The organism is Rhodoferax sp. SPJ4 (genome assembly GCF_058216275.1).
The window spans coordinates 626146-651445 of the sequence record NZ_JBYZMN010000002.1 but is presented as its reverse complement, the minus strand read 5'-3'; the positions used below and the strand labels follow the sequence as shown (position 1 = coordinate 651445).

At 68.5% G+C, this 25300-nt stretch carries 20 protein-coding genes; 12 read left to right on the top strand and 8 right to left on the bottom strand.

Annotation, left to right across the window (positions count from 1 at the left end; genetic code table 11):
• The first annotated feature begins 23 nt into the window (after positions 1–23).
• Positions 24–809, top strand: coding sequence for an enoyl-CoA hydratase/isomerase family protein (locus AC4BAR_RS10540; RefSeq protein ID WP_490627813.1), 786 nt, complete (start codon positions 24–26; stop codon positions 807–809).
• Between the two features lie 20 nt (positions 810–829).
• Here AC4BAR_RS10540 and AC4BAR_RS10535 read toward each other — a convergent pair whose 3' ends face one another.
• The 3 genes from AC4BAR_RS10535 to AC4BAR_RS10525 are packed head-to-tail and all read right to left on the bottom strand — an operon-like array spanning position 830 to position 6654.
• Complete coding sequence (locus tag AC4BAR_RS10535) at positions 830–2281, bottom strand: efflux transporter outer membrane subunit (protein ID WP_490627812.1); 1452 nt, start codon at positions 2279–2281, stop codon at positions 830–832.
• Positions 2274–5423: an efflux RND transporter permease subunit gene (locus tag AC4BAR_RS10530; RefSeq protein ID WP_490627811.1), complete on the bottom strand. Its 3150-nt coding sequence runs from the start codon at positions 5421–5423 to the stop codon at positions 2274–2276. Before AC4BAR_RS10530 ends, AC4BAR_RS10535 begins: the two co-directional genes overlap by 8 nt.
• Positions 5424–5436: 13 nt before the next feature.
• Positions 5437–6654, bottom strand: a complete 1218-nt coding sequence (locus AC4BAR_RS10525; RefSeq protein ID WP_490627810.1) for an efflux RND transporter periplasmic adaptor subunit — start codon at positions 6652–6654, stop codon at positions 5437–5439.
• A gap of 223 nt (positions 6655–6877) precedes the next feature.
• Between AC4BAR_RS10525 and AC4BAR_RS10520 the strand changes: the two genes are divergently transcribed.
• Entirely contained in the window at positions 6878–7504 is a 627-nt protein-coding gene (locus tag AC4BAR_RS10520) for a TetR family transcriptional regulator (RefSeq protein ID WP_490627809.1), read from the top strand.
• A gap of 25 nt (positions 7505–7529) precedes the next feature.
• On the opposite strand, the gene AC4BAR_RS10515 is transcribed toward AC4BAR_RS10520, so the two are convergent.
• The 3 genes from AC4BAR_RS10515 to AC4BAR_RS10505 form a co-directional block, all read right to left on the bottom strand.
• Positions 7530–8162: a DUF6806 family protein gene (locus tag AC4BAR_RS10515; RefSeq protein WP_490627808.1), complete on the bottom strand. Its 633-nt coding sequence runs from the start codon at positions 8160–8162 to the stop codon at positions 7530–7532.
• 67 nt (positions 8163–8229) lie between these two features.
• On the bottom strand, positions 8230–10797 hold the full coding sequence (cphA, locus tag AC4BAR_RS10510) for a cyanophycin synthetase (RefSeq protein WP_490627807.1): 2568 nt from the start codon (positions 10795–10797) through the stop codon (positions 8230–8232).
• Between the two features lie 49 nt (positions 10798–10846).
• Entirely contained in the window at positions 10847–13039 is a 2193-nt protein-coding gene (locus AC4BAR_RS10505; RefSeq protein WP_490627806.1) for a cyanophycin synthetase, read from the bottom strand.
• Between the two features lie 189 nt (positions 13040–13228).
• On the opposite strand from AC4BAR_RS10505, the gene AC4BAR_RS10500 reads away from it, so the two are divergent.
• The 3 genes from AC4BAR_RS10500 (at position 13229) to AC4BAR_RS10490 (ending at position 17581) form a co-directional block, all read left to right on the top strand.
• Positions 13229–15529 (top strand): cyanophycin metabolism-associated ABC transporter, encoded by a 2301-nt coding sequence (locus tag AC4BAR_RS10500; RefSeq protein ID WP_490627805.1) that lies wholly within the window; start codon positions 13229–13231, stop codon positions 15527–15529.
• Entirely contained in the window at positions 15526–16011 is a 486-nt protein-coding gene (locus AC4BAR_RS10495; protein ID WP_490627804.1) for a cyanophycin metabolism-associated DUF1854 family protein, read from the top strand. Before AC4BAR_RS10500 ends, AC4BAR_RS10495 begins: the two co-directional genes overlap by 4 nt.
• A gap of 466 nt (positions 16012–16477) precedes the next feature.
• A complete protein-coding gene (locus AC4BAR_RS10490) occupies positions 16478–17581 on the top strand; it encodes a hypothetical protein (RefSeq protein ID WP_490627803.1) in 1104 nt (367 codons plus the stop codon).
• Between the two features lie 12 nt (positions 17582–17593).
• Here AC4BAR_RS10490 and AC4BAR_RS10485 read toward each other — a convergent pair whose 3' ends face one another.
• On the bottom strand, positions 17594–18298 hold the full coding sequence (locus AC4BAR_RS10485; RefSeq protein ID WP_490627802.1) for a cyclic nucleotide-binding domain-containing protein: 705 nt from the start codon (positions 18296–18298) through the stop codon (positions 17594–17596).
• Positions 18299–18624: 326 nt separating this feature from the next.
• Between AC4BAR_RS10485 and AC4BAR_RS10480 the strand changes: the two genes are divergently transcribed.
• Positions 18625–19302: a Crp/Fnr family transcriptional regulator gene (locus AC4BAR_RS10480; protein ID WP_490627801.1), complete on the top strand. Its 678-nt coding sequence runs from the start codon at positions 18625–18627 to the stop codon at positions 19300–19302.
• Between the two features lie 16 nt (positions 19303–19318).
• Here AC4BAR_RS10480 and AC4BAR_RS10475 read toward each other — a convergent pair whose 3' ends face one another.
• On the bottom strand, positions 19319–20038 hold the full coding sequence (locus AC4BAR_RS10475) for a Crp/Fnr family transcriptional regulator (protein WP_490627800.1): 720 nt from the start codon (positions 20036–20038) through the stop codon (positions 19319–19321).
• A 309-nt stretch (positions 20039–20347) separates the two neighbouring features.
• On the opposite strand from AC4BAR_RS10475, the gene AC4BAR_RS10470 reads away from it, so the two are divergent.
• The 6 genes from AC4BAR_RS10470 to AC4BAR_RS10445 all read left to right on the top strand — a co-directional run bounded on the left by AC4BAR_RS10470 (position 20348) and on the right by AC4BAR_RS10445 (position 25288).
• Complete coding sequence (locus tag AC4BAR_RS10470) at positions 20348–20794, top strand: hypothetical protein (protein WP_490627799.1); 447 nt, start codon at positions 20348–20350, stop codon at positions 20792–20794.
• A gap of 195 nt (positions 20795–20989) precedes the next feature.
• Positions 20990–21574 (top strand): ferritin-like domain-containing protein, encoded by a 585-nt coding sequence (locus tag AC4BAR_RS10465; protein WP_490627798.1) that lies wholly within the window; start codon positions 20990–20992, stop codon positions 21572–21574.
• Positions 21571–21951: a hypothetical protein gene (locus AC4BAR_RS10460; RefSeq protein WP_490627797.1), complete on the top strand. Its 381-nt coding sequence runs from the start codon at positions 21571–21573 to the stop codon at positions 21949–21951. Before AC4BAR_RS10465 ends, AC4BAR_RS10460 begins: the two co-directional genes overlap by 4 nt.
• A 48-nt stretch (positions 21952–21999) precedes the next feature.
• Positions 22000–23271, top strand: coding sequence for a glycosyltransferase family 2 protein (locus AC4BAR_RS10455; RefSeq protein ID WP_490627796.1), 1272 nt, complete (start codon positions 22000–22002; stop codon positions 23269–23271).
• Entirely contained in the window at positions 23268–24308 is a 1041-nt protein-coding gene (locus tag AC4BAR_RS10450) for a polymer-forming cytoskeletal protein (protein WP_490627795.1), read from the top strand. The genes AC4BAR_RS10455 and AC4BAR_RS10450 overlap by 4 nt, the downstream gene beginning before the upstream one ends.
• Positions 24305–25288 carry a hypothetical protein gene (locus tag AC4BAR_RS10445; protein WP_490627794.1) on the top strand — a complete coding sequence of 328 codons (984 nt, stop codon included), beginning with the start codon at positions 24305–24307 and terminating at the stop codon, positions 25286–25288. The genes AC4BAR_RS10450 and AC4BAR_RS10445 overlap by 4 nt, the downstream gene beginning before the upstream one ends.
• Positions 25289–25300 lie beyond the last annotated feature (12 nt).

Sequence of the window (25300 nt, the reverse complement as noted above, 5' to 3'; positions counted from 1 at the left end):
CCATTCTTTTTCACGGAGTTCCCATGAGCGAAGCCAACGCCCCCGTTCTGCACAGCCGCCAAGGCGCGGTGGTGCACCTGCAGTTCAACCGCCCGCAACAGCTCAACACGCTGGACGTGGCCACCGCCCAGGCCTTTCTGGCGGCCTGCCAGGCGGTGCAGGCCGACCCCACGGTGCGGGCGGTGGTGCTCAGCGGCGCCGGCCGCGGCTTTGGTGCCGGCGGCGACCTGGCCAGCTTCCGCACCGATCCCGGCGCCGCGGCATTGGCGGTGATCGAGCCCATGCACGCGGCGGTGAACATCCTGACCACGCTGAACGCCCCGGTGATCGCCAGCCTGCACGGCGTGGTGGCCGGTGGCAGCATGAGCCTGGCCATGGCCTGCGACCTGGCGATCGCCGCCGAGGGCACCAAGTTCAACCTGGCCTATGTCAACGTGGCGGCCAACTGCGACGTGTCGGGCTCCTGGCATCTGCCGCGGCTGGTGGGCCTGCGCAACGCGATGCAGATCGCGCTGCTGGGCGAGACTTTTCTGGCCGACGAGGCCTTGCGCCTGGGCCTGGTCAACAAGGTGGTGCCGGCCGACCAGATCGTGGCCGAAACCGAGGCCCTGGCCCAGCGCCTGGCCAACGGGCCCACGCTGGCCCTGGGCAAGCTCAAACGGCTGTTGCGGGTCTCGCTCGACAACCCGCTGGCCACCCAGCTCGACCTGGAACGCGACGCCTTCCGGGCCAGCACCGCCACCGCCGATTTCGGCGAGGCGCTGGACGCCTTTTTGAGCAAACGCAAGCCCCAGTTCCAGGGCCGCTGAGGGCTGCTGTCGCTGCCGGGTTACTGCGCCGTCGTGATGGCCGCGGGCGGCTCGGTCCAACCGCCGCCCAAAGCGCGGTACAGCGCCACCTGGTTCTGCAACTGCAGCAAGCGGGTCTGCACCACGCCCTGGCGCACGCTGAACAGCGAACGCTGGGCGTCCAGTGCATCGAGGTAGCTGGCCACGCCGTTGCGGTAGCGCAGGTCCGACAGCTTGTAACGCGCGGTTTCCGCATCGGCCTGGGCCTGCTGGGCCCGCAGCTGCTCGGTGAGGGCCTGGCGGCCACCCAGCGCATCGGCCACCTCGCGGAAAGCCGTCTGGATGGCTTTTTCGTACTGCGCCACCGCAATGCCCTTGCTGGCCTGGGCCACTTCCAGGTTGGCCTGGTTGCGACCGGCGTCAAAAATCGGCAGCGTGATCTGCGGCGCATAAGTCCAGCCAAAGGTGCCGGCCTTGAACAGGCCAGACAGCTCGCTGCTCGACGAGCCGAAACCGGCGGTCAGGCTGATGCGCGGGAAAAACGCCGCCCGGGCCGCACCGATGTTGGCATTGGCCGCCAGCAGCTGCTGCTCGGCGGCGCGGATGTCGGGCCGCTGCGTCAGCAAGTCCGACGGCAGGCCGGCCGGCAGCTCGGCCGCCATCACCGCCTGGTCCAGCAGCTGCACCGCCGGTGTGGCCGGCAGCCAGCCGGCCGGCAGGGGCTGGCCCACCAGCAGCGTCAAGGCGTTTTCGTCCAGCGTGCGCTGGCGTTGCTGCTGGGCCAGCGTGGCCCGGGCGGCCTCGGTCAATGACTGGGCCTGCCGCAGGTCCAGCTCGGACGAGGCGCCGTTGTCAAAACGCAGCTGGGTCAGCTTCAGCGAGTCCTCGCGGGTGGCCAGGGTCTGGCGCGTCAGGTCCATCAGCGCCTCGTCGCCCAGCACATTCAGGTAGGTGTTGGCCACCGCCGCCACCAGCGCCATCTGGGCCGTCTTGCGGGCCTCGTCGGTGGCCAGGTACTGGGCCAGCGCCGCGTCTTTCAGGCTGGCCACCCGGCCGAAGAAGTCCAGCTCGTAGGCCGAGGCCGCCAGGCCCACGGTGTAGGTGGTGATGAAGTCGGTGGCACCGCCAGCGGTGCGGCTGGCCACCGCCTGCCGCGAGCCCGTGGCCCCCAGCGCCACGGTGGGGAACTGGTCGGCGCGACGGATCTGGAACTGCGCCCTGGCCTGCTCCAGCGTCAGCGCCGCCACCCGCAGGTCGCGGTTGTTGTCCAGCGCCAGGCCGATCAGCCGGCGCAGGCCAGCGTCAGTGAAAAAGGCCTGCCAGGCCAAGTCGGCCACCGGGGTGGCGGCCGGCGTGGCGGCGGCACCGGGGTAGCTGGCGGCCACCGGCGCCTCGGGCCGCTGGTAGGTCGGGCTCAGCGCGCAGCCGGCCAGGGCCAGCACGGCGGCCAGCGGCAGGGCCCGCGTCACCGAGGGGAACAGGCGGTCAGTCATGCAAAGCTCCTTCGTCGGCCAGCGCAGCGGCGGCCGCCTCGGGGTGGGGCTTGGCCTTGAACAGCCGCCGCACCACGACAAAAAACACCGGCACAAACAGCACCGCCAGCACCGTGGCGGTGACCATGCCGCCCATCACGCCGGTACCGATGGCACGCTGGCTGGCAGAGCCCGCACCGCTGGCAATCACCAGCGGCAGCACGCCCAGGATGAAGGCCATCGAGGTCATCAGGATGGGCCGGAAACGCAAATGGGCCGCCTGCAGCACCGATTCGACAACGCCCAGCCCCCGCTCCTGCAGCTCCTTGGCGAACTCGATGATCAGCACCGCGTTCTTGGCCGACAGGCCGATGATGGTGATCAGGCCGACCTTGAAGTACACGTCGTTCTCCAGGCCGCGGAAATGCGCGCCCAGCAGCACGCCCAGCACCCCCAGCGGCACCACCAGGATCACCGCCAGCGGGATGGTCCAGCTCTCGTACAGCGCGGCCAGGCACAGAAACACCGCCAGCAGCGAGAAGGCGAACAACACCATCGCGGTGGAGCCGGAGATTTTTTCCTCGCGGGTCTGGCCGGTCCACTCGTAGGCGAAACCGGCCGGCAGCTGGGCGGCCAGCTTTTCCATCTCGGCAATCGCCGCACCGGTGCTGATGCCCTTGGCCGGCTCGCCGGCGATGCGCATCGTGGGATAGCCGTTGTAGCGCACCGTCTGCATCGGGCCGTTGATCCACTCGGTGCTGGCAAAGGCCGACAGCGGCACCGGCTGGCCGGCGCTGTTGAGCACGTTGATGCGCAGCAGGTCGTCGGGCTGCATCCGGGCCTGGGCGTCGGCCTGCACCACCACCCGCTGCAAGCGGCCGGCGTTGGGGAAGTCGTTCACGTAGGAAGAACCCATGGCGGTGGACAGCGCGCTGTTGATGGCCGAGAAGGGCACGCCCAGCGCGCTGGCCTTGTCGCGGTCGATGTTGAGCCGCAGCTGCGACGCGTCTTCCAGGCCGTCGGGCCGCACCGCGGTCAGCAGCGGGCTTTGGGCGGCCATGCCCAGCAGCTGGTTGCGGGCCGCCAGCAAGGCGTCGTGGCCGGCGCCGGCACGGTCCTGCAGCCGGAAGGCAAAGCCGTTGGCCCGGCCCAGCTCGGGGATGGGCGGCGGGCTGACCGGGAAGATGAAGGCGTCGCGGATGCCCGCCAGGCCACCGAAGGCCCGGCCGGCCAGGCTTTGCGCCGAATGCTCGGCGCCCTTGCGCTCGTCCCAGTCCTTCAGCGTGATGAAGCCCAGCGCGGCGTTCTGGCCGGTGCCGGCAAAGCTGAAGCCCAGCACGCTGACCATGCTTTGCACCTCGGGCTGCTGCAGCATGTAGCTCTCCACCTGCTGCATCACGTCGCGGGTGCGGTTGACGGTGGCGCCCGGTGGCAGCTGCACGTTGACCAGGATGTTGCCCTGGTCTTCGTTGGGCAAGAAGGAGTTGGGCAGGCGGCCGAACAGCACCACCACCGCGGCGATGATGGCGACGTAAATCACCAGGTAGCGGGCGGCGCGCTTCAAGATGCGGGCGACCAGGCTTTCGTAGCTTTTGGCGGTGCGGGAAAAGCCGCGGTTGAACCAGCCAAAAAAGCCGGTCTTGGCGTGGTGGTGGCCGGCCTCCACCGGTTTGAGCAGCGTGGCGCACAGCGCCGGGGTCAGCGACAGCGCCATGAAGGCCGAGAACAAAATGGAGGTGACCATCACCGCCGAGAACTGGCGATAGATGTTGCCCACCGCGCCGCTGAAAAAGGCCAGCGGCACAAACACCGACACCAGCACCACCGTCACGCCGACGATGGCGCCCGAGATCTGGCCCATGGCCTTGCGGGTGGCGGCCAGCGGCGACAGCCCCTCTTCGCTCATGATGCGCTCGACGTTTTCCACCACCACGATGGCGTCGTCCACCACGATGCCGATCACCAGCACCATGCCGAACATGGTCAGCACGTTGATCGAAAAACCCAGCGCCAGCAGCACCGCAAAGGTGCCCAGCAGGGTGATGGGCACCACCAGCGTCGGGATCAGCGTGTAGCGGATGTTCTGCAGGAACAAAAACATCACCAGGAACACCAGCACCACCGCCTCCAGCAGCGTTTCCACCACCTGGCTGATGGAAATCTTGATGAACTTGGAGCTGTCGTAGGGAATGGTGGCCTTGACGCCGGGCGGGAAGTACGCCCCCAGTTCGTCCAGCCGCTTCTTGATCGCGGTGGCGGTGGCCAGCGCGTTGCCGGTGGGCGACAGCTGCACACCGATGCCGGTGGCAGGCTGGCCGTTCAGCCGGGCCTGCGGGCTGTAGGTCTGTGCGCCCAGCTCGACCCGGGCCACGTCTTTCAGCCGCACGCTGGAGCCGTCGGCATTGGCGCGCAGCACGATGTTGCGGAACTCGTCCACCGAGCTCAGCTGGCCACGCACCACCACGGTGGCGAAGATGGACTGGCCCTGCACCGTGGGCAGGTCACCCACCGTGCCGGACGCCACCTGGGCGTTCTGGCTGGCGATGGCGGCGGTCACGTCGGCCGAGGACAGCTTGTAGCCGACCAGCTTGGCCGGGTCGATCCAGATCCGCATGGCGCGCTCGGTGCCGAACAACTGGGCCTGGCCGACGCCGGGCACGCGCTGGATTTCGGGCAGCACGTTGCGCGAGCCAAAGTCGCCCAGCGCCACCGGGTCGTAGGCCGGGTTGTCGCTGGACAGCATGATGAACAGCAGGAAGTTGGAGCGCGCCTTGTCCACCCGCACGCCCTGCTGGGTCACGGCCTGCGGCAGCCGCGGGCTGGCCCGGCCGAGCCGGTTCTGCACGTCCACCTGGGCCAGGTCGGGGCTGGTGCCGGGCTCGAAGCTCAGCGTGATGGTGCCGGTGCCGTCGGCCTGGGCCACCGACTCCATGTAGATCAGCCCGGGCGAGCCGTTCATTTCGCGCTCGATGACGCTGATGACGCTGTCTTCCAGCGTCTGCGCCGAGGCCCCGGGGTAGGCCATGGAGACGATGATGGACGGCGGCGCCACCGACGGGTATTGCGCCACCGGCAGCTGGGTGATGGCCACCGCGCCGATGACGGCGATGAACATCGCGATCACCCACGCGAAGATGGGGCGGTTGATGAAGAACGAGGCCATGGTGCGAGGCCTCTCAGCGGGCGGCCGAAGCCGGGGCCGATGCGGGCGCCGCGGGTGCCGACGCCGGGGCGCTGGCGGGCTTGGCCGCGGACGCGGGTGCCGACGCTGTACCGGCCGGGTTCCAGGCCACCGGCGTCACCGGGCCGGGGCCACGCAGCTTCTGGAAGCCGTCCACCATCACCTTTTCACCAGCCTTCAGGCCGTCCAGAATGACCCAGCGGCCATCCTGCGCATTGCCGACCTTGACGTTGCGCTGCTCCAGCTTGCCGTCGGCCAACACCACCTTGACCGAATCACCCACCGGCGAGCGGGCCACCGCCTGCTGCGGCAGCGTGATGGCATTGGCCGCCTGGGCCTGTTCCAGCCGCACCCGCACATAGAGGCCGGGCAGCAGCACGCCGCCCGGGTTGGGCACCTCGGCCCGCAGCGTGATCTGCCCGGTGCCGGGGTCCACCGACAGGTCGCTGAACAGCAGCCGGCCCGGCTTGCTGTGCAGCGTGCCGTCTTCCAGCACCACCGCCACGCTGGCCGCGGCATTGCCGGGTGCGCGTTTCAGGTTGCCGGTTTCCAGCGCCTTGCGCAGCCGCATCACCTCGGCGGCCGACTGGGTGAAGTTGACGTACATCGGGTCGATCTGCTGCACCACCGCCAGCTGGGTGGCCTCGCCCTGCCCCACCAAGGCACCTTCGGTCACCAGCGCGCGGCCGATGCGGCCGGCGATCGGCGAGGTCACGGTGGCGTAGTCGAGGTTGATCTTGGCGGTCTGCACCGCGGCGTTGCCGCTGGCCACATCGGCCTGGGCCTGCTTTTGCGCCGCCACCGCGCTGGCGTACTCCTGCTTGCTGATGGCGTTGGCCTCCACCAGCGGCGCGTAACGCTCGGCCAGCGCGCTGGCCTGGGCCAGGTTGGCCTGGGCCTTGGCCAGCCCGGCCTGGGCGCTGTCGTAGGCCGCCCGGTAGGGCGCGGCGTCGATGCTGAACAGCACCTGGCCGGCCCGCACGTTGCTGCCCTCGGTGAACAGCCGCTTTTGCAAAATGCCAGTGGCCCGCGCCCGCACCTGGGCCACCCGCGAGGCCTCCAGCCGGCCCGGCAGTTCGGTCACCAGGCCCACGTCGCCCGGCGCCACCGTGACCACCCCCACTTCGGGCGGCGGTGGCCCGCCGGCACCCGGGGCGCCCGACGCGGCGCCCTGGCCACAAGCGGCCAGCAGGGCCGTCAACAAAACCGCCATGGCCAGCGCCGGGCGATGCAGAGGGGATGGCGGATTCAGGGGACGGCAGGCTCGCATGGGGGTTTCCAGGGTGGGCGTGGAACGAAACGGCCAAGTTTTCGAGGGTTTGGCCTCATTTTTTATCGGCCTTAGTTTACATACATTGGTGAATGTATATTTGAAGCTCTGGTAAATTCCCCCGCCATGCCAGCGCCCTTTTCATTGTCATCAACCGGACACCGCCGTGGCACGCCGCACCCGTGAAGAAGCCCTGGCCACCCGCCACAGCCTGCTGGACGCTGCCGAGCTGGTGTTCCACAACCAGGGCGTGTCACGCAGCTCGCTGAGCGACATCGCCGCCCAGGCCGGCACCAGCCGGGGCGCGATCTACTGGCATTTCAAGGACAAGGCAGATTTGTTCAACGCGATGATGGAGCGGGTCACGCTGCCGCTGGAGGCCACCTTCCGGCGCCTGGGCGAAGACCCGGCGCTGGACCCGCTGGACGGCCTGAGCCGGGCCATGCTGGACGCGCTGCGCCAGACCGAGGGCGACGAGCGCACCCGCCGGGTGTTCGAGGTGGCAACCCACAAGGTGGAGTACGTGGCCGAACTACAGGCGGTGCGGCAACGCCATTTGGCGATTCGCCAGCTGTGCATCGACCAGACCGCCAAGGCCATGGCGCTGGCGGCCCAGCAACGCGGGCTGGTGCTGGCGATGCCGGTCGCTGCGGCGGCCCAGGGCCTGCACGCGCTGATTGACGGTTTGATTCAGAACTGGCTGCTGGAGCCGTCGCTGTTTGGCTTGGCCGCGGTGGGCGAACAGACCCTGGCCGCCTACCTGGCCGGCCTGGGTTTCAGGCCGCCGGCCTGAAACGCCTCGGCCGCAGGCTTGGCCTTCAGTGCAGGTGGCGGGGCTTGCGGCCGCCGCCGTGGCTGCCGCCACCAGACGAGCCACCGGGGCCGCGCGGTGGCTTGCCCAGCTGCATGGAATGGGTCAGGTCGTCAAAGCGTTTGTCGAACAAGCGGTCGATCGCGCCCACCACCTCGCCCAGCTCAGAGCCGTCGAAATGCCGCTCCATCATGCCCACCACGTCCTGCACCAGCAGGTCGCGCTGGACCTGCATGATGGCCGCCGGCGTGGGGCCGACAAAGTACATCGCGAAGTCGTCCCTGGCTTCGGCGTCGCTCTCTTCGTCGTCCTCGTCGAAGTCGCTGTCGTAGAAGGTGACTTCCAGCGCCGCGCCTTCGCGGGCCAGGTCGTTCAAGGCCATGCACATCTCGTCGACCGCCTGGCGGAAGTCTTCGTCACCGGGCACGGTCCAGCAGATCTGCAGCACATGCTCGGGGGCGTCGAAACGGATGCCGGGTTCTTCCTCGTAGGCACTGGCGGCGCCGTCGGCCAGCGACTTGGCGCCGGCATAGGCCCACAGGGGGCGCAGCGCCTCTTGAATTTCAGGGAAACCCACCTCGTCGCGCAGCGGCACTTCGCCGTGCACGTGGATTTCAAATGGGGTGTTGTAGCGTGCCATTGCGGCAATCTTACCCCGTTGGTTTGGCCGCGGGCCAGCACCGAAACGCTGGCCCGCGGCTGCCGGCTCAGCCGTTGGCCACGCGCTGCTGCAAATGGGCCAGCGCCGCCTCCACCTGGTCGATCAGCACCAGGCACAGGTCGCCCGGCGCCAGCTGGTCCAGCGCCTGGTCGATGGCCAGCATCTCGCCGTACACCTCGCTGACCTGCTGGGCCCGCTGGGCGCCGGCCAGGCCTTCGCGCAGCAGCCGGATCACCTCGCCGTCGGCGCGGCCACGCTGGCAGGCGTCTTCGAACAGGATCACCTGGTCGAAGGCGGCACCGAGGATCTCGGTCTGCTCGCGGATGTCCTGGTCGCGGCGGTCGCCGGCACCGCTGATCACCACGGTGCGGCGCTTGGCCGGCAAGGCCTCGACCGCATGCACCAGGGCCCGCATCGCGTCCGGGTTGTGGCCGTAGTCGGCGATCACGGTGGCGCCGCGGAAGTCCATCATGTTGAAGCGGCCGGGGGCGTTGCTGCTGTCGTTCAGAAAGCTGGCCAGGCCGCTGCGCACCGCGTCCCAGCCCAGGCCCACGCCCCATGCGGCGGCAATCGCCGCCATCGCGTTCTCGACCTGGAAGCCGATGCTGCCGTTGCGGGTGATGGGGATGCCGCGCAAGGGAATGCGTTCGCGGCGTGCGCCGTCGGCGGCAATCACCGCGTCACCGTCGACGTACACCGTGCGGTGGCCCTGGGCGCGGTGGGTGGCCATGACCGGGTGGTTGCGGTCAGCGGCGAAGTAAATCACGCTGCCGGGGCAGCTTGACGCCATCGCGGCGGTGATGGGGTCGGCGGCGTTCAGCACCGCGTAACCGGTGGGGGCGACGTTCTGCACGATCACGCGTTTGAGCACCGCCAGGTCGTCCACCGTGGTGATGTAGTTCAGCCCCAGGTGGTCGCCCACACCGATGTTGGTGACCACCGCCACCTGGCAGCGGTCGAAGCCCAGGCCTTCGCGCAGAATGCCGCCGCGGGCGGTTTCGAACACCGCTGCATCCACCTCGGGGTGCATCAGCACGTTGCGGGCGCTGCGCGGGCCGCTGCAGTCGCCGCTGTCGGTCTGCCGGCCATTGACATACACCCCGTCGGTGTTGGTCATGCCGACCCGCAGGCCGGTGCTGGCCAGCAAATGGGTGATCAGCCGGGCGGTGGTGGTTTTGCCGTTGGTGCCGGTGACCGCCACCACCGGGATGCGGCCGTCGTTGCCGGGCGGGAAGATGCTGTTGACGATGGCCTCGCCCACCAGCCGGCCCTTGCCGAAGGATGGCGACAAATGCATGCGCAGGCCGGGCGCGGCGTTGACCTCGACCACCCCGCCATGCTGTTCTTCCAGCGGCCGCAGCACGCTCTCGCAAACGATGTCGACGCCGCAGACGTCCAGGCCGATCATGCGCGCCGCCGCCACCGCGCGGGCCGCCACCTCAGGGTGCACGTCCTCGGTGACGTCGGTGGCCGTGCCGCCGGTGCTCAGGTTGGCGTTGTTGCGCAGCACCACGCGGCGGCCTTTGTCGGGCACCGAAGCGGGCTCCAGGCCCTGGGCGTGCAGCCGCGCCACCGCGATGTCGTCAAAGCGGATCTTGGTCAGCGAGGTCGCGTGGCCATCGCCGCGCCGCGGGTCGCTGTTGACCATGTCCACCAGCTGCTTGACGGTGTGCACACCGTCGCCAATCACGTTGGGCGGGTCGCGCCGGGCGGCCGCCACCAGGTGGTTGCCCACCACCAGCATGCGGTAGTCGTTGCCGGGCAAATAGCTCTCCACCATCACCTGGCCGATCTCTTCGGCGGCCTTGTAGGCCCGTTCCAGCTGCTCACGGGTGCTGACGTTGACCGTCACGCCCTTGCCCTGGTTGCCGTCCTGGGGTTTCAGCACCACCGGCAGGCCGACCTCGCTGGCGACGGCCCAGGCGTCGTCGACGCTGGTCACCGGGCGGCCCTGGGGCACCGGCACCCCGGCGGCCAGCAGCAGCTTTTTGGTCAGGTCCTTGTCTTGCGCAATCGCTTCCGACACCGCACTGGTGGTGTCGATCTCGGCGGCCTGGATGCGGCGCTGGCGCGAGCCCCAGCCGAACTGCACCAGGCTGCCCTGGGTCAGGCGCCGGTAGGGAATGCCGCGGGCCACCGCGGCGTTGACGATGGCGCCGGTGCTGGGCCCCAGGCGCTCGTCTTCGTCCAGCTCGCGCATCTCGGCGATGGCGGCCACCGAATCGAACGGGGTGTCGGCCAAGGCGGCGGCGATCAGCGCGCAGGCGGCCTTCAGCGCCATCCGGCCCACGGCCTCTTCGCTGTACTCCACCACCACCTGGTAGATGCCGTCGTCGGAGGTCTCCGAGGTGCGGCTGAAGGTGACCGGGCAGCCGGCCTGGGCCTGCAAGGCCAGCGTGGCGGCCTCCAGCACATGGGCCAGCGTCAGCGGGCTGGTGGGCGAGGCCGGGCGCAGTTCGCCGATGGCCGGGCACAGGGCCCGCAGCCGCGACTCGAAGCCCGGCAGGCTGGCCATGGACCGTTCGGTGGGGGGGCAGGACACGATGGCTTCCACCGCCGTGTGTCGGCTCCAGAGGTTGGGCCCGCGCAGAGCCCGGATGCGGGTGACTTCCATCAGATCAGCCTTGTTTTAGTGTGTGTGGCCTGGGCTTGGGTGCGGGCGCTCATGCCGAACGGGCAGGCTCGGGCAGCGACCAGGCAAAGGTTTCTATGCCCACGGCAATCAGGTCCAGCGAGATGTCCATGGCCCAGGCGGCCGCCACGGCCGGCATCACCACCGCCTGGCGGCTGGCCCAGTCGGGGGCGTTGCGCCAGGCACGCAGCTTGTCGCTGAGGGCCAGCGCGGTGTCGATGCCGCCCTGCGACAGAAGCAGCTGGTCCTGCCGCCAACAGACCGTGCGGCCACCCGCCGCGCGGTGGCTGGCCAGGGCCGCCAGGCTGCCGTCGTGGGCATACAGAATCACTTCGCCGTCGCACAAACGGGCCATGTCGGCGATGCGGGGGTCGGCGGCGTTCAGCACCGCCATGCCGTCGGCCAGCACCACATCGACCTGGGTGCGCAGCACTTTCACCAGCTGGTCGGACTCGGTGATGTCGAACTCGCCCAGGGCCTCGGCGCCCGACAAATCGGTGACCACACCGACGCGGCATCGGTCGTAGGCCAGGCCGTCGCGCAGGATGTGGTCGGCGCAGTTCTCGATCACCGCGGCGTGGATGCTGCGGTTGACCATCAGGCGGTGGCCGCTGGCCCAGCGGGCGTTGTTGCCATGGTCGACACAGCGGCTGTCGAGGAACAGGCCGTCGCGGCAGGCCAGGCCCACCGAGGTGCCGCCCAGGTGCACCAGCCAGGCAATCAGCCGGGCGATGGTGTGGGTGCCGTCGGCGCCGGCCACGCCGACGATGGGGATGCGGCCGTTGTCGGTTTGCGGAAACAGGTGGTCGGCAATCGCCTGGCCCACCGGCCGCGGCACACCCTCGGCCGGCTTCAAATGCATCAGCAGGCCGGGGCCGGCGTTGACCTCGACGATGGCGCCACCCATTTCGTGCAGCGGACGGGCGATGTCGCGGGTCACCAGGTCGATGCCGGCGATGTCCAGGCCCACCACCTTGGCGGCCAGCACCGCGGTGGCAGCAACGTCGGCGTGCACGTCATCGGTGCAGTCAATGGCCACGTTGCCGTTGCGCTGGATCACCACCACCCGGCCGGCTTCGGGCACAGCATCGGGTGCCAAGCCCTGGCGCTGCAGCTCCAGCTGCACGCCGGCGTCCTTGTGGACCTGGATGGTTTCGAGCGGAAATTCTTCCTCGATGCCGCGCCGCGGGTCGGTGTTGACCTGGGCGTCGATCAGCTCGGCCACGGTGGCCTGGCCGTTGCCGGTGATGCTGACCACCTCGCCCCGGGCCGCGGCCACCACCTTGTTGCCCACCACCAGCAGCCGGTGCTCTTCGCCGCGGATGAAGCGCTCCACCAGCACTTCGCGGCCCTCGGGCTCGGCCAGCCGCCAGGCGGCCTCGACGTCTTCGCGCCGGCTCAGGTCCAGCGTGACGCCGCGGCCATGGTTGGCGTTGGACGGCTTGACCACCACCGGCAGACCGATGTCCTCGGCCAGCTCCCAGGCCTGCTCGGCGCTGTCGGCCACCTCGCCCTCGGGCACCGGCACGCCGCAGGAACTGAGCAGGGTTTTGGTCAGGTCCTTGTCACTGGCAATGCCCTCGGCGATGGCGCTGGTGAATTCGCTCTCGGCGGTCCAGATGCGGCGCTGGCGCGCACCATAGCCCAGCTGCACCAGGTTGCCGTCGTTGAGCCGGATGTGGGGGATGCCGCGGTCGGTGGCGGCGGTGACGATGCAGGCGGTGCTGGGGCCGAGGTAGCAGTCGTCGATGCGCTCGCGGATGGTGGCCACCGCGGGGGCCACCTCGAAGGGCAGTTGGTTGATGACCGACATCAGCAGCCGGTGGCCCAGCGCCAGCGCGGTGCGGGCCACCTGCTCGTCGCGGGCCCGGAACACCATGCGGTAAACGCGGTGCTTGGAGGTGCTGCGGGTCTGGCCAAAGCCGGTCGACATGCCGGCCAGGTTGAGCAGCTCGATGACCACATGCTCCAGGATGTGGCCGGCCCAGGTGCCGCCATGCAGGCGCTGCAAAAAGCCACCCACCTCGCCCACGCCGCAATGGTGCTCGCCCAGGCCGGGCAGCAAGGCCACCAGGCGGTCGGTGAAGCCGGGCATCTTGTCCGACGGCAGTTCTTCCAGCTCCCCCAGGTCCAGCCAGACCTCCAGCACGGGGCGGTAAGTCCAGATGTTGGGGCCTCGCAGGTAGTTGATGCGAAGCAGTTGGATGTCTTCAATGGATTTCATGAACCGCAGACTTTCATCACGCCATCTTGCCGTTTGCGGGCTCGAAAAACAGCGGAGGGATACAGAAAAATGTCATGGCAGGGGCAGTGGCGCCGGGATGGGAGAAGGTTTGGGCGAAAATCAGTGTATTGGAACGCGCCGGGACTGAAGCCACGTCCACCAACCACGCGGCCAGACCGTTAGCAACCCATGCAACACCCACATTCAGCCGACGCTCCCCGAAAAAAAACCGAGTCAGCCCAAATCGACCTGCAGGCAGCACTCCCCAGCGGTGAGAACGTTTTGGGGCTGCTGGCGGTTGACCTTGACCCCCAACTGCACTTTGGCATCGGCTTTGTGGCCCTGACGCCACGCCAGATTCTGGCCCGCGACGCCAGCGCGTCCCACTGGCAAAGCTGGCCCTTGTCGCCCACCCTGGCGCTGAAGCACAGCGACCACGCCGGCGTCGGCACGCTGGAATTGCACGACGGCGCCACCCGGCTGGCGGTGTGGCGCTTCACGCTGGGCCTGAACCCCCAGGTGCTGCGTTTCACCAAGCTGTTCGAGCGCTGCCTGGCCACGCTGGCCTCGGGCGACACGGCCGACATGGACGACCTGCCGCTGTGCCCCAGCTGCCAGGCCCCGCTGCCACCCGACAGCGACGAATGCCCAGCCTGCGCCCACGAGGTGCAGGCGCCGCCCTCCACCTGGGTGCTGCTGCGGCTGTGGCGCTTTGCCCGGCCCTACCGCAAGCAGCTGCTGGCCGGCTTTGTGCTCACACTGGCCTCGACCGCCGCCACCTTGATCCCGCCTTATTTGTCGATCCCGCTGATGGACGACGTGCTGATCCCGTTCCAGAACGGCCAGCAGATCGACCCCGCGCTGGTGATCGGCTACCTGCTGGGCCTGCTCGGGGCGGCTGTCGCCGCCTGGGGCCTGAGCTGGGCCCGCACCTACCTGCTGGCCCTGGTGTCGGAGCGCATTGGCGCCGACCTGCGCACCACCACCTTCGAGCACCTGCTGGCCTTGTCGCTGGACTATTTCGGCGGCAAACGCACCGGCGACCTGATGACCCGCATCGGCTCGGAAACCGACCGCATCTGCGTCTTTCTGTCGCTGCACGCGCTGGACTTCGCCACCGACGTGCTGATGATCGGCATGACCGCCGTCATTTTGTTCTCCATCAACCCCTGGCTGGCGCTGGTGACGCTGCTGCCGCTGCCCTTCATCGCCTGGATGATCCATGTGGTGCGCGACCGGCTGCGCACCGGCTTTGAGAAGATCGACCGCGTCTGGTCCGAGGTCAGCAACGTGCTGGCCGACACCATTCCTGGCATCCGGGTGGTGAAAGCCTTTGCCCAGGAACGCCGCGAGGCCCAGCGTTTCCGCGACGCCAACAAACACAACCTGGCGGTCAACGACAAACTCAACAAGACCTGGGCGCTGTTCTCGCCCACCGTCTCGCTGCTGACCGAGATCGGCCTGCTGGTGGTCTGGGGCTTTGGCATCTGGCAGGTCTCCAAGAGCCAGATCACCGTCGGTGTGCTGACCGCCTTCATCGCCTACATCGGCCGCTTCTACACCCGGCTCGATTCGATGAGCCGCATCGTCTCTGTGACGCAAAAAGCCGCGGCCGGCGCCAAACGCATCTTCGACATCCTGGACCACCAGTCCAACGTGCCCGAACCCACCCAGCCGGTGACGCTGGACAAGGTGCAGGGCCGCATCGAGATGCAAGGCATCGGCTTCCGCTACGGCAGCCGCTCGGTGATCCGCAACCTCAGCCTGCAGATCGAGCCCGGCGAAATGATCGGCCTGGTGGGCCACAGCGGCTCGGGCAAGAGCACGCTGGTCAACCTGCTGTGCCGCTTTTACGACGTCACCGACGGCTCCATCCGCATCGACGGCGTGGACGTGCGCCGCCTGGGCGTGGCCGACTACCGGCGCCACATCGGCCTGGTGCTGCAGGAGCCGTTTTTGTTCTTCGGCACCATCGCCGAGAACATCGCCTACGGCAAGCCCGGCGCCAGCCGCCAGGAAATCATTGCCGCGGCGCGTGCCGCCCATGCGCACGAGTTCATCCTGCGGCTGCCACAGGGCTACGACTCGCTGGTCGGTGAACGCGGCCAGGGCCTGTCGGGCGGCGAGCGCCAGCGCATCTCGATCGCCCGCGCCCTGCTGATCGACCCACGCATCCTGATCCTCGACGAGGCCACCTCCTCGGTCGACACCGAAACCGAAAAGGAAATCCAGAAGGCGCTGGACAACCTGGTGCAAGGCCGCACCACCATCGCCATCGCCCACCGGCTGTCCACGCTGCGCAAGGCCAACCGCCTGGTGGTGATGGACCGCGGCCAGGTGATGGAGGTCGGTCCCCACGACGAACTGATGGCCCGCCAGGGCGCCTACTGGCGGCTCTACCAGGCCCAGTTGCGGCGCGCCGACGGCGAGGACGCTGTGACGCTGGGCGCCACGCTGAGCCCCAGCCCCTTGCAGGAGACCGTGCGATGAACCCGCTGTCCCACCCCACCCCCGCGTTCCAGCTGACACGCCAGGCTTCCGGGCAGCTGGTCTACACCGACGCCGCCGGCCACAGCCACACCGGCGTGACGCCGGTGCGGGCCTTCCCGATCTCGGCGCCCGACGAAGGCCTGTCGCTGGTCAGCAGCGACGGCCACGAGCTGCTGTGGATAGAGGCGCCCTCGCAACTGCCCGAGGCCTTGCGCGCGCTGCTGGCCGACGAACTGGCGCAGCGCGAGTTCGCGCCGCAGATCCAGCGGCTGACCCATGTGTCGACCTTCTCCACCCCCAGCACCTGGGATGTGGACACCGACCGCGGGCCCACCCAGCTGGTGCTGAAAACGGAGGAAGACATCCGCCGCCTGGGCGATGGCCGTTTGCTGATCCTGGCCGAGCATGGCCTGCAGTTCAGCGTGCCCGACATGCGCACGCTGGACCGGGCCTCCAAGAAATTGCTGGAGCGTTTTCTCTGAGCCTCGCGGCCTCGGGCCCATGGCCAGCAGCTCAGCCGGCGAATGTTGGGCAACGCACAGAGAGGAATCTTGGGGTTTCGTAAGGTCGGGTGGCGCAACCCAAGACGGCTCCGACCTTCAGGGGCGCCTGGGCGCCTCCCCGGCCCAACGGCCACCCGCCCATCCCCCTGAATTGAGGGGCCCACCGCCCCGGCGGTGGGCCCCTGTTTTTTTGTCCGTGCGCTGCCACGCACAAGGCCCTACGCCCCCCATGTAAAGCCGAGCCCCACAAATGCCTCGCAAAGCATGGCCTCCTCACCCGATGGCCCGCCGGGCGCAGGGTGTCCACTCAGGGCCAGCATCCGGTCAACGTCGAATGGGTGGACGACGCTCCGGATGTGCACCAGGTGAACCGGGTGACTGGCCCCCGGCACTTTTTACTGCCCCCGTGCAATCCAGGCATTGCACCCCTGCTGATCGGACCCCCATGCTTCGTCGACACTTCGTCTCCGGCGCCACGCTGTTTCTTGCTTCCTCCGCCACCGGCTTTGCCCAAACCGTCACCTGCCCCACCACCCCACCAGCCCCCACACCCGCTCCCAGCAACACCCTCATCGACGTGATGGCGCAGGTCAAATCCCTGCGCATCCCCACCGGGCCCTATGCCGGTGGCTACGAGATGGCGCCGAACGGCCGCCTGAACTGGTACTTCACCAACCTGGGTCTGCTGCCGCTGGTGCAGTCCTTCTCGGTCAGCGACCGCGACACGTACGTGCGCACCTACCTCGACCTCTACCTGCGCAACCTCAACCCCGACGCCACCATCATGGACGTCAATTTCCCGCTCGGTCGGGCCAACACCGAGATGTTTGTGCGGGTGCTGTCCGACTCCGACGACTCCTACGCCGCCACACTGATCTCGCTGGCCGTGCGCTATGTGCGCTGCAGCCAGAACTGGGCCTGGTGGGACCTGAACAAGGCCAAGCTGAAAACCATGGCCTACCGCAACCTGGCGATGATGGTCAAACCCAATGGCCTGACCAGCGTGTTCCAGCCACCGCGCAACGCCGGCAATTCGATTGGCTACCTGATGGACAACTGCGAGGTCTACCGCGGCCTGCGCGACTTCGCCGGCCTGCTGCGCGAGCGCGGCGAAACGGCCGACGCCAACTACTACGACGCCTTCGCCACCGGCATCGCCCGCGGCATTGGCAACGGCCTGTTCGACGCCACCCGGGGTGGCTTCACCGCCGGCGATTTCACCGGCCAGGCCGCCACCACCTTCTACCCCGGCACCACCTGCCAGGTCTTTGTCCAGGCCTTTGGGCTGAGCGAGCTGGCGCCTTATTTCGACCGGGCCTGGAACTACCTGCAGACCACCTCGCCGGGCTGGGCCGACGGCCGTTACGACCCCTACCCCTGGCAGGTGCTGGGCTTTGCCGCCGCCAAGCGCGGCGACACGGCCACCGCCCAGGCGCAGATGCGCACCACCGAGCAAAAGTTCATCGCCCAGCGCGCCCTGGTCACCATCAATGAACTGGGCTTTTACCAGCGCAGCCGCAACCTGCTGAACGGGCAGGCCGACATCTGAGACGGGGGGCGCTCAGCGCTGCTGCAGGATGGCCGAGGCGCAGCCACAGGCCAGCGAGCGCAGCCGCTGGGGGTCGCGCACCGCTACCGCATCGGCCTCGCAGGCAATGCCCCCCTCGGCCGCCAGGGCCTGCAAGGCCGCGCTGGCCTGCTGGGGCGGCAGGCCCAAAGCGGTCTGCAGCGACTGGGTGGGCAGGCGGGGCGCCGGGCTGTCGAGCAGCGCGGAACACACCAGCAGCCAGCGGCTGAGCTGCTGTGCCGGCGAATGCTGGGCATGGCACAGCGCGGTCTGGGTCATCTGCGCCACCAGCGACTGGCTGTAGCGCAGCATGGCTTTCAACGCGGCACCGCCCTGGTCCAGTTCGCTGGACCACAGGGCCTGGCCGAGCCGGTGGCCAGCGCCCGCCGTCAAGGCCACCGCCTTGAACGGCGCGTTGGCGCCCAGCAAACGCGGCAAGTCCACCACACCGTCATGGCCCACCACCGCCATGCCCAGCGTGCCCGAGGCCTCGTCGCCATAGACCAGCAGCACCAGCGCGTCGGCCGGGAAATAGGCAAAGGGCGAGGCCTGGCGCGAGTCGCACACCAGCTCGCCGGCCTGCCAGTTGATGGGGCTCAGCTGGTCAGACCAGCGGGCCAGGTCGGCCGCTGGCAGCGCGGCCAGCAAGCGGTTGGAAGACGGCTGGGGAGAGAGGGGGGTAGAAGGGCTGGGCTGCAAGCGAAAATATCCTGCGCCGTGGCATGTGATGTCATGCACTGGCCGGCGATTCCCAGTGTGGATGCAGTGTAGGACCAAATCGCCCCGCTGTGTTCGACACCGTACAAATACAGGGCAGTCCTGCCTTTATGCTGGTTGATGAACCGCCGAAATTCAAGCCCATGCCCCGTGGCGATGGGCGTACACTGGCCCAAATCTCCGTTCCACAGCCCCTTGCGGGCAGCGCTTTTTTCACGCGTTCGCGGCCACGGCGGCACCCTGCCCCTTCACGGGCCCACCACCACTCCCGCCGCGGGGTGGTCAGCCACCCCCGAAGGGAAAGCGCCTTGAATTTGTCCTCCAACCTGCTGGTCGGTCCGCTGTCGGCGGCCGACCAAACCCTGCTGTCACGGCGTTGCACGCCGGTGATGCTGACCGAGGGCCAGGTGCTGTCCACCCCCGACCAGCCCAGCCCGCGGGTCTACTTCATGGCGGGCGCCAGCGTGGCCCTGGTGGTGGGTCACGGCTCGCCACTGAAACTGGCGGTGGCGCTGGTCGGTGCGGAGGGCGCGGTGGGGCTGCCGCTGGCGCTGGGTCTCGGCGCCGGCAGCTTCACCTGGGCGGTGCAGTCGGAGGGACCGGCCTGGTGCATCGACGGCGCGGTGCTGGCCCGGCTGGTGGCCCGCCGGCACGCGATGCTGATGGCTTTCTCGCGTTACCTCTGGGGCGTGGCGCAAGAGGTGGCCACGATGGCTGGGGCCTCGCAGATTTGCCCCATCAAGCAAAGGGTGGCGGGCTGGGTGCTGCTGAGCCACCGCCGCGGCAACCCGGCGTCTTTGCACCTGACCCATGCCCACCTGGCCGAGATGCTGGGCGTGCGGCGGGCCAGCGTCACGCTGGCCGCCGGCGAACTCAAGGCCCAGGGCCTGGTGGACTACCGCCGCGGCGCCCTGCATGTGCTGGACCTGCCCGGCCTGGCCGCGCTGGCCGGCCCGCTGGCGGCGATTGGTCAGCCCAAAGCCTGATGGGGGCATGGGACCGTCAGACGGCAGTCTGGGCTGGCAACAGGCGGTCGTATTCCTTTTTCACCACCGCATAACACTCGCAGGTGCGTTTTTCCAGGCCGGCACGGTCCAGCACCGAGATCCGGCCACGGGCGTACTTGATCAACCCGGTGGCCTGCAGTTGCAAGGCCGCCTCGGTGACGCCTTCGCGCCGCACGCCCAGCATGTTGGCAATCAGTTCCTGGGTCATCACCAGTTCGCTGCCCGACAAGCGGTCCAGGCTCAGCAGCAGCCAGCGGCACAGCTGCTGGTCCAGCGAATGGTGGCGGTTGCACACCGCCGTCTGAGCCATCTGGGTGATCAAGGCCTGGGTGTAGCGCAGCAGCAAATGCATCACCGGGGTGCTCTCTTCAAACTCGGCTTTCAGGAAATCGGCCCGCATGCGCAGGCCGGCGCCGGCGCTCTGCACCACCGCGCGGCTGGGGGTGGAGCCACCGCCCATGAACAGCGACACACCCACGATGCCCTCGTAGCCCACCACCGCGATTTCCGCCGACGAACCGTTCTCCATCACGTACAGCAGCGAGACGATGGCGGTGGTGGGGAAATACACATGGCTTTGCTGCCGGCCCGACTCGTAGAGCACCTTGCCCAGCGGCAGGTCGATCGTTTCCAGGTTGGCGAGCCAGCGGGTCCACTCGGCCGGCGGCAGTGCCGCCAGCAACTGGTTGGTTTTGGCAATGGCGGCGAGTGGCATCCGTGGGCTTTCTGTGGGGGTCGGCAGACAGCGTTCCTTTGAAAAAGAAATGGACACTGACGGGTCAGTCTAGGTGACCGACCTCGCATCCTGTGTTCGATACCGAACATAGCAGCAAAACAAGTGCATCCGGAGCCCCAAGTCCACCACTGGCACCAACGGTAACCAAACCGCCCCCGCCAACGCCCGGGTGACTGGCCAGTCACCAGGTCAGCGATGGGGTGCGGCACCGCACAGTCGCCCCCACCCCCGTGCGACACAGTGGGTTCAGCCCGCCACCCCTCCTGGTGTGCGCTGAAGGAAACCCCCATGCCCATTTTTTGCAACGCCACCCGGCGGTTGACCCTGTCACTTTTCAGCCTGATGCCCCTGGCCGGTGCCGGCGCAGGCCCGGCCGCCGAGCCCAACGAACGGCTGGCGCTGACCGCACGGCTGGCGTCCAGCGCCGCGGCCTCGCCCGCGGTGGGCATGTTGGACGCCACCCTGAACCCGCACACCCAGGTGCTGGCCTGGTGCCTCAGCCACCAGGGCCTGGCGCAGGCGGTGAGCCAGGTGGCGCTGGGCGGTCCGCAAGGCGTGGTGATGGCCCGCGCCGGCCCCGGCGCCGACGGCCCCCTGGCCAACCCGCTGACCGGCCGCACCCAGCTGAGCCCGGCCCAATCCGAGGCCTTGCTGGCCGGGCGCTGGACGCTGTCGCTGCTGGCGGCCGACGGGCCGTCGCCAGTGCTCGAGGGTCGGGTCCATCAGCGCCCCTGACGCCAGCCCTCCAGCATGACCCGCCTTGTCCCATCGGTTCGCTGCCGTACTGACGAGGCCACCGCACCCGTCCACCATGGCCTTGTGCCTGTGAACCCCCTTGCCCTCCCCCTTGCCCGAGGTTCCGACATGTTTCAACCCAGCGACGACACCCATGGCCACGTGCCCGCACCGCGCCTCCACCAAAGGGGGCTTTTGAATGTCTCTGCCTTGCTGAAAAAAGACGCCGACGACCCCTCGCAACGCGCTGTGCCCAGCCGGGCCCAGGTCATCAAACTGCTCAACGACTGCCTGGCTGCCGAACTGGTCTACATGCTGGACTGCAAAGGCCACCATTTCATGGCGGTGGCCCTGGACATGCCAGAGATCGCCCGGCAGTTTCTGATGCAGTCCGACGACAAGATGACCCATGCCGAACGGCTGGCCTTCCGCATCGTCGAGCTGGGCGGCGAGGCCGATTTTTCCCCGGAGGCCTTGAACCAGGAAGAACGCCATGGCTGCGACCATGCCCAAGACCTGAAGGCACTGGCCCGGGCCCACCTGCAGTCCGAGCACCGGGCCATCGAAACCTACACCCAAATCATGGAGCTGATCGGCGGGAGCGACCCCCAGACCCACCGGCTGCTGAGCCACATCGTGGTCGACAAACACCACCATGCCCACAGCATGTACGGCTGGTGCCGGCGCCTGGCCGGCACCCAGACACCGATTGCCGCGCCCATCGAGGGTGTCGCGAAGCGGCTGCCTACCGCCACGCTGACCGAACAGGGGCGCCCATGAACCATGCCGTTTCGCGCCTCAGGGCCTGCACCGATGTGGCCGCTGTGCAAAGCCAGCTGATGGCCATCTGCGCCGAATTCGGCCAGGTGAACCAGCTGCACATCCTGACCGCCCGCCACCGTGGCGAAAAGCAGGCCTTGTGCTTTCTGCAACTGGACTCCGAACAGGCCGAAACCCGGCTGATGGCCGCACTCGGGGCCCGCCGCTACGACGGTCGGCTGGTGGTGGTGGTCCGGCTGTGGGTGCCCGAGCAGCAGGTGCAGTGGCACCGCGACCATGTGCTGGGCAACCCGCGGGCCTACCTGGGGGACAACACCCGCCCATCGCGCTCGCCCCGCGCCTTGCCGCTGGACCACCGTGTGCCGGTCCATGGCTGACAACGCCCCACCCTGCCCCCGCTTGCCCTGCCCAACCCGGAGAACGCCATGCCGCAACTGCCCATCGTGCTGATGACCACCGCGCTGTTTTGCATCGTGCTGCTGCTGATGGTGTACGGGGTTCGCCATGTGCTGTTCACCTTCAACCGCCTGTTCGGCACCCAGCGCCAGCCCTACCTGGACATCGACACCGCCGACTGGCCACAGGTCACGGTGTTCATCGCCGCCCACAACGAAGAGGCGGTGATTGCCGGCTGCCTGGACGCGCTGCTGGACAGCAACTACCCGCCCGAGCGGCTGAAGATCGTGCCGGTCAATGACCGCTCCACCGATGGCACCCGCGCCATCATCGAGGCCTACGTGCAACGCCACCCCGGCCGCATTGCGCCGTTTCACCGCACCGAGGGCAAGTCGGGCAAGGCGGCGGCGCTGCAGGACGCCATGCCCCATGCCGAGGGCGACATCGCGCTGATTTTCGACGCCGACTATGTGCCCGGCCGTGGCCTGCTGAAACAGCTGGTGGCGCCCTTTTTTGACCCCGAAATCGGCGCGGTGATGGGCCGGGTGGTGCCGATGAACGCCGGCACCAACCTGCTGACCCGGATGCTGGACCTGGAGCGCTCCGGCGGCTACCAGGTGGACCAGCAGGCCCGCATGAACCTGCGCCTGGTGCCGCAGTACGGCGGCACGGTGGGTGGGGTACGGCTGTCAGCGGTGGCGGCGGTGGGCGGCTGGCACGACGACGTGCTGGCCGAAGACACCGACATCACCTTCCGGCTGCTGCTCAACGGCTGGAAAACCGCCTACAGCAACCGCTCCGAATGCTACGAGGAGGTGCCCGAAGACTGGGCGGTGCGCATCAAGCAGGTCAAGCGCTGGGCCAAGGGCCACAACCAGGTGCTGGCCCGCCATTGGCATGCCTTTCTCACCAGCCCCTTTCTCAGCGGGCGCGAGCGGCTGGACGGCATGCTGCTGTTGCTGGTCTTCATCGTCCCGCCGCTGCTGCTGCTGGGCTGGGTGCTCGCCGTGGCGCTGTACTTCCTCAATGCCAGCGCCTTGCTGACGGTGCTGCTGCCGGTGTTCGCGCTGATGGCCTACACCACCGTGGGCAACTTCGCCGCCTTCTTCGAGATCGTCGCCGCGGTGCTGCTGGACGGCAGCCGGCGCCGCCTGCGCCTGCTGCCCTTCAATGCACTGGGCTTTTTTGTCAGCCTGTTTGCCATTTCCTCGTCGGTGGCCAGCCTGGTGACCGACCGCGTGCTGCGCCGCGACATGGTCTGGGAAAAAACCGCGCGCTACCGAAAGGTCAACTTCAAATGATGCAGGAATGGTTGTCTCTGGTGCTGCTGGGCGCCACATGCACGGGCTTGATGGTGGTGGCTTTTCGCCCGGCCTGGCAGGAATGGCGCCAGCCCACCGACTGGGCGCCACTGCCCATCGACGGCGCACAAAGCAGCGACGCCGAGCATTTCGCCCACGGGCTGCGCCGCCAAGCCACCGCCTTGCTGGAAGGGCCCAGCGCCGTCGCTGCAGGCAGCGCCCGCAGCCTGCCGCTCAACCCCACGGCCACCGACTGGGCAGCCCCCGGCACGGCCTGGGTGGCCAGCGGCTCGCTGACCACGGCCGCCCCCATCGCCTGCCACGCACCGCTGTTTGTGCGCGGCGACCTCACCGCCACCGAACCCGCCAGCTTCACCGCCTTGCTGAGCGAGGGCGCGCTGCACCTGGCCGGCCACAGCCGGGTGCTGGACTGGGCCCATGCCGACCGGCAACTGCGCCTGGGCCCGGGCTGTGTGGCCTTGCACCGGCTGTCGTCGCGCACCGCGATCGACATGGCTAACCTGTGCTGCTTCGAGCGCCTGCATGCCCCGGCCATCCGCTTCGGCAACCCGATCGACTGGCCGGCGCCGCAGGACGACGCCGAACGCATCGAATCCTCCTTCCTCAACCTGGAAGGGGTGACGCGCCGCAGCGCCTCGCTGTTCATGGTTCAGGGCGACTGCCGGCTGCCCCACGGCCGGCTCTACCGGGGCTCGCTGGTGGTGACCGGCCGGCTCTACATCGGCCGCCACACCAAAGTCATTGGCGACGTGAAGGTGCGTGGCGACGTGGTGGTGGGCCGCCATGCCGAGGTGGTGGGCGCGCTGTGCAGCGACCAGCAGATTCAGATCCGGGAGGGCGCGCTGGTGTCCGGCCCGGTGGTGTCGGAAGCCACGGTGCTGCTGGGCGCGCAATCGCGTGTCGGCCGGCCGGGCCAGCCGACCACGGTGAGCGCCGCCCACGTGGTGGCCGAGGCCGGCTCAGTGGCGCACGGCAGCGTGTGGGCGCACCGGCTGGGTGTGGTGTGGTCGGCATGACGCGGGCCCCCACCGGTGCCATCGCCTGGGGCCTGCTGCTGTGGCTGGCCAGCCTGGCCAGCAGCGGCCAGGCCGCCGCGCTGCGGCTGGACGGCTATGCCGACGCCCAGGGCGCCATCTCCATCCAGCACAAGGGCGACACCGTCGACCCCTATTTCACGCTGCAGGCCTTGCTGATGGCGCGCGAGAACGGCCTCGACACCTCGGCCTACGACCGCCCCTGGGCCGACTGGCTGGTGACGCGGCAAAAGCCCGACGCCACCTTCGACCGCTTTTGTCGCAACGGCCCGGTGTGGGCGGCCTGCAAGACCGCCGACGCCGACGACGCCTTGCTGGCGATCTGGATGAAGTTCCTCGACACCATGCCGGCGGTGCTGCAAACCCACCCCGTCTGGCAAAGCAGCCACCAGCGCAGCGGCAAGGCCCTGGCCGCGTTGCTCGACGCCAAACGCGGCATCTACCTGGTGTCGCCGGTTTACCAGCATGGGCTGTTCATGGACAACCTGGAGGTGCTGTCCTACCAGCCCACACGCCCGGGCGGCACCCCCATGCCCACCCAGGCCAGGCTGGCGCAAGACATCCACAAGGTGTTCTGGGACACCCAGCGCAGCCGCTTTCTGGTGTCCACCCAGCCCGAGCAGCAAACCGTGGCCCACACCTTTTATCCAGAGCAGGTGGCGCAGATATTCCCGCTGCTGTTTGACTTCAAGCTGGTCACGCTGAACCGCGCCGCGCACTACAAGAAATGGATGCGCGAGCACCGGCGCGACTGGCTGCTGCAGTCCAAGACCGACTTCTCCTGGGGCCTGATCGCCGTCATCGCGCTGCAGCAGGGCGACAAGCTCACCGCCAGCTGCTGGCTGCGTGAAACCGCCAGCGCGCAGCGCACCTCGCACTGGATCGTCACCGACGAGGTGGCGCTGCAAATCCTCAGCGCCCGCGGCGTGGTGGCCGCCCTGCCGGGCGTGGCCTGCCTGTAGTGGCCCGCCGAG